Origin of the sequence: Candidatus Contendobacter odensis Run_B_J11 (assembly GCF_000531125.1) — a bacterium.
Taxonomy (GTDB): domain Bacteria; phylum Pseudomonadota; class Gammaproteobacteria; order Competibacterales; family Competibacteraceae; genus Contendibacter; species Contendibacter odensensis.
The window spans coordinates 1-4,749 of the sequence record NZ_CBTK010000136.1; the positions used below are offsets into that span (position 1 = coordinate 1).

Sequence of the window (4,749 nt, forward strand, 5' to 3'; positions counted from 1 at the left end):
TCTGAAATCATTAATCGACCTATTAAAAAGTGGGTCTAAATAAGGAGAGCGGGAATTGCTGCGTCATCAGTTCATTCCAGCCAAATGCGCCGTGTTTCATCAGACTTTCGTTCATCGTCCTCTCCTCTTTATCAGGGTTGCACCAGAAACCATCAGTGGGGCGCAGCGCGTCCCGGCCACAGCCGGTGAATGGCCCAACGCGCCACGCCGATGGTCACGACTTCCTCATCGTCCAGCCGTCGTTCACCACCGTTCGGGGCCGTAGCGCGCAGCACCCGCCGCCCTGCGGCATCGCCGCCCACTTGGGCGAGCTGAAACTCGCCCTCGATCAGCGCCAACACCACGCTGCCCTCAGTCGCAGGAATGGCTCGATCCATCACCAATAAATCGCCATCCCGAATCCCAGCCTCGACCAGAGTATCGCCGGTGACGCGCAGCAAAAAGGTGGCTTCGGGAATACGCGCCAGATGATCGTCCAGGCTGAGTCGGTGTTCGATCCGGTCATCAGCGGGAACCGGCGAACCCGATGGAATCGGCAGAGCCAGCAGCGGCCAATCCGTGAAGGGAGCGGGATCAACCCTCGGGCGATGCGCCCGTGCGGGTGAACGTTCTGCGACGGCGGCCATAGGGATCACCTCCGATAGTTGCGAATCAAACCGATCACCACCCCGAAAATCTGTAAGCGGTCGCCGGGGCGTAAAACGGGATAGGCGGGGTTGGCCGGTCGCAATACGGCTTCGCCGTCTTCTACCGCCAAGGTTTTCAGGGTGAACTCGCCGTCAATCACCGCGACCACCACATCGCCGGGTCGAGCGGGCGCATCGCGCTCCACCACCACCCGGTCGCCATCGTGGATGCCCGCGTCAATCATCGAATCACCGGTCACCGGGATAATCACCGTGCGCGATGGCTGGCGCACCAGCCAGGCATCAATGGAGTGTGCTTCGCCACTGTCCGTAGTACCGACCGGCAATCCGGCAGGAACCGGCGCATCCGCCAAGGGGCGCTCGAAGAAACGAGTGGTCGGCGTCCAGCGCCCGGCCGGGGTGCGGTCCAGAAAGCCCGCCGCTTGCAATCGCTTGAGAACTTGGGCGACGCCATCGCGGGAGTTCATGCCCAGTACGCTCCGCAAGGGACCGTAAGCGGGCAGGCTGCGCCAGCAAGCGTAGTAATCCTGCAAGCGGGCCAAATACGAGGCGTCATCTGAGGTTCTGGGCATCGCACCTCCGATATTAACGTACAAATGTACGTTAATCGTAGAGCGCAGACCTGCGGGCGTCAAGGGGGATGCGGAATAAACTCAGTGGGTGGGTTGGGGCAGTTTGGGTTTGTTCTGGCAACCCTCGACGGCATCAATGAATCTTGATACCCACCGGCTTTCAGCCGGTGGTAGTTGAGTTGCCGTTTTCTGAGATGGCCCCCAAAATGGCGTGTAGTCCATCGCCCCTTGTCCTGACCGGCACGATCACTTTCTGGAGAATATTGATGTCCCTCTTCTTCAACGTTCCGCCGATCGGAAACAAAACGCAGGCCCAAAAAGGGCCGACTTGTTGGTTCTATGCCGCGAAGATGATTCGCAAATTCCACGACGCCTACGACAAAACTGACCACACGTCCAACATTCGGCTACTGTCCCTCGTCCGCAAGTTCATCACGTTCATGGATGAGGATCTCAAGAACCCGGTAAAAATGGAAGGCGCGCCTGACTATGGGGACAAGCCCCCTTTGAACTTTCGTGGACTGCAAGGAATGGACAAGCAAATCAATGAACACACCCAGTCCGACCCCTTCGGCATGACGCTTTACATCGGCCTTATGCGCTTTGCGAACTACCAGAATAGCCTCACGTCTAGCAAGCCGCTGATCCAGCCGCCACCGATTTTCATTGACCTGACGCAAGACCTATCGGATCCCTTAAGCCAAGGCACAGTGACCCGCGTCCCGTCGGGTCCGCCCACGTCAATCGAGTACGAAGCCCTCTACAAAATGATGCTCGAATGGGGGCGGAAAAACGGGTTCAACCGCCAGGCCATCCTTCAGCCATGGAATTTCAAAGAGCTTTCCAAGCTTTGTTTGATCGAGGCTCTCGACTCGGACGAGCGCTTCGAGAATCTTCTGAAACTGCACGGCCCGCTCTGGGTTGGCGGCTTATTCGAGTCCGGCTCGTTAGTGCCTCTAAAATCGGGTGATAAGCGACCGACTTTCCAAGTCGAAGAGGGTAAAAAAGCATGGGTCATGCAGGCGCAGTTCCGTGACGACCTTGCCAACACTCATGCCATTGCCATATTGGGGATCGGCAACAAGACCAAGCCCGGAATGCTCCTGTATCGCGATCCCAATTGCAGTGAGCAGGTATTCGTGATTCCTTTCGACCAGTTCGCCAGTCGAATGAAGCAAGTACTCAAGGATGCCAATGTCAGCATCATGTATTACGACTGCCCTCGTTGCGGTAGAGGTCAACAGGACGCTTGCGTGCACCAACCCGGCAAGCGTGCGACGGCGGGAATGGGGACCGTTCCGTGATGGCGACATCAGTGCATTCGTTGAGAGGGATCAGGCGGTTCTTGGCAACCCTCGACGGCATCAATGATCGACGCCAGCCGGTAAGCGGCATCCAGCGCCGTGGCTTCACCCGATAGCGGATGATCGCACAGCGCCCGCAGCACGACCGGTAGATTGACGAGCAGTTGCTCGGGTGTGGGGTAGTCCTCGCCCGTGCGGTGACTGTGAACCATGGCGATGAGCCGGTCAGTGGTGGCGCTCTCCGGGTCGAGGTCGTCGATGGTTGGGCGCGGTGGGGCGGGGTAGGCAGAATGGGTCATGGGAAGGATTCGGAGGGGCAGAGGGAGGGGAAGGAGATGGACGAAACGGGGAACGCCCATCATCTGTTTTACCTCGCCGACTGACGCCGACGAGGCATTATCCCTCGTCGCGCTATTCCAGCGGGATGCGCTTCTTAGAGTCCGCGAGCCACTGGGCGAAGGTTTGCAGAGCGGGGTTTAAGGTTCGGGAGACCGCTAGGTCGCGCCGGCTACAGTAAAGAGTTTCAAAATCGTGTTTGAACTGAAACATATTGCCGAGATCCTCCGCGCCTGGAAAGCCCAGCGCGCGGTAGGCATCCGCTGAGAGGGTCTGGTAGCGGACCGGCTGACCGAGGGCTTGGGTCAATGCCGCCGCCATCTCCGCCCCGGTGAGGTGCTCCCCGGCGATACCCACGGATTGCCCGATGAAGGCAGAACCCTGTTTGAAAATACCGTAGGTGCAGCGGCCGATGTCTTCGGCAGCAATGCCGGGCAATTTCTTATCGCCCATCGGCAGCGTGAAGGTGAGCGTACCGTCCGGGCCGCGCTTCGGTCCCATGCCGAAGTGAATCAAGTTATCCCAATAGAAGGAGGTGTACAGGAAGGTCGTCGGGACGCCCAGTTCGATAAAGACGGCGTTGGATTCCCCCTTGGCGTCGAAGTGCGGCACCTTGTACTGGCCCATGAGCGTCGGCATTCGGGGGTCCGAGAGCGGAATCCACTGACGGGTGTCTTCAAGCGTGGACCAAATAACGTGTTGAACGCCGGCGGCCTTTGCCGCCCGCGCCATGTTGCGAATTTCCGCCTGCTCTTTTTCGGGCGAGAAATGCGCCCAGAAGAAGGTCACACAATAAGCGCCGTAAGCGCCCTGGAGCGACTGGGTGAGGCTGGCTTCGTCGTCAATATCGGCAGCGACCACCTCGGCACCTTGTTGCGCGAGAGCCAGAGCTACGGGCGAACGGGGATCACGGGTGATCGCACGGGCGCGAAAACCGCCGCTGGGATCGTTCAGAATGGCGCGCACCAACCCCCCGCCTTGCGCGCCGGTGGCACCGATTACGGCAATGATCTTCTGATCCGACATGACTCACCTCCTGACGTGGAAAAAACCGACCGGGGAAGCCGACCGCCCAGCGCCTTAACGCGGCGTGCAGGCCGTGCTGAAACCCTTAATCTTTGAGGATAGCCGTCATGACCCGTTCCAGCCGAATTCATCACCGGACAGCGGCGGAGTATTTCTTTGCAGAAGGTTGCTTCATCACCGAGGGATGGAACTCGCCCCATGATGCCGAGGTGTCGGTCGCTCGCGCCCGCGTGGAACCCGGGGTGACCACTTGCTGGCATCACCTGCGGGGAGTGACCGAGCGGTATCTGATTCTGGAGGGGCAGGGGTGCGTAGAGATGGGTGAGTTGCCGCCCGAGGAGGTTGGGCCGGGCGCGGTGGTGATCATTCCCCCGGAAACCCGGCAACGGATCACCCATACCGGCCACGCCGACCTGATTTTTCTCGCAGTCTATACCCCGCGCTTCACCCCGGACGGCTATAAAGACCTCGATCCGGCTTGAAGACGGGGGCCTTCCTTCAACCGGAACCATGCGCCAGCTTGAGGCCGATGATGCCCGCGACAATCAACCCGACTGAGACCCGCCGCAATGCGGATCGACGGCCAGCCAACCCCGTTAACCGATATTAACGGTACTGTAAATTTTCCTGTGATGGCGAGGCTTGGTAGCGTCAGGCTAGGGCGTTGACTGAATTCAACCCATTGATCTCAATAGGTGATGTTCATTTTACCTGCCTGCCCCACAGTTCCGATCACAGGAAAATTTACAGGAGGAAAAATAGGAGCCACCGCATGGGTAATGCTGATCTACAATGGGCTGATTACAATAGTGTTCGGCACACTTATTGGGTAGACAAAATGATGTCTCGATGTTCATCAGTCAT

General features: G+C 58.7%; 6 protein-coding genes. 2 read left to right on the plus strand and 4 right to left on the minus strand.

Annotated elements, in window-relative coordinates; all coding sequences use genetic code 11:
* Positions 1 to 152: 152 nt before the first annotated feature.
* Together BN874_RS10360 and BN874_RS10365 are read right to left on the minus strand one after the other, a co-directional pair.
* Positions 153 to 626, minus strand: a complete 474-nt coding sequence (locus BN874_RS10360; protein ID WP_051497695.1) for a LexA family protein — start codon at positions 624 to 626, stop codon at positions 153 to 155.
* A 5-nt stretch (positions 627 to 631) separates the two neighbouring features.
* On the minus strand, positions 632 to 1,219 hold the full coding sequence (locus tag BN874_RS10365; RefSeq protein WP_034432897.1) for a LexA family protein: 588 nt from the start codon (positions 1,217 to 1,219) through the stop codon (positions 632 to 634).
* A 266-nt stretch (positions 1,220 to 1,485) separates the two neighbouring features.
* Here BN874_RS10365 and BN874_RS10370 point away from each other — a divergent pair, with 266 nt between their 5' ends.
* Positions 1,486 to 2,523: a hypothetical protein gene (locus BN874_RS10370; RefSeq protein ID WP_034432899.1), complete on the plus strand. Its 1,038-nt coding sequence runs from the start codon at positions 1,486 to 1,488 to the stop codon at positions 2,521 to 2,523.
* An 8-nt stretch (positions 2,524 to 2,531) separates the two neighbouring features.
* Here the strand turns inward: BN874_RS10370 and BN874_RS10375 are convergent, their stop codons facing one another.
* On the minus strand, positions 2,532 to 2,822 hold the full coding sequence (locus BN874_RS10375; protein ID WP_034432901.1) for a hypothetical protein: 291 nt from the start codon (positions 2,820 to 2,822) through the stop codon (positions 2,532 to 2,534).
* 112 nt (positions 2,823 to 2,934) lie between these two features.
* On the minus strand, positions 2,935 to 3,885 hold the full coding sequence (locus tag BN874_RS10380) for an NmrA/HSCARG family protein (protein ID WP_034432903.1): 951 nt from the start codon (positions 3,883 to 3,885) through the stop codon (positions 2,935 to 2,937).
* Between the two features lie 107 nt (positions 3,886 to 3,992).
* On the opposite strand from BN874_RS10380, the gene BN874_RS10385 reads away from it, so the two are divergent.
* Entirely contained in the window at positions 3,993 to 4,367 is a 375-nt protein-coding gene (locus tag BN874_RS10385) for a cupin domain-containing protein (RefSeq protein WP_034432905.1), read from the plus strand.
* Positions 4,368 to 4,749: the final 382 nt, after the last annotated feature.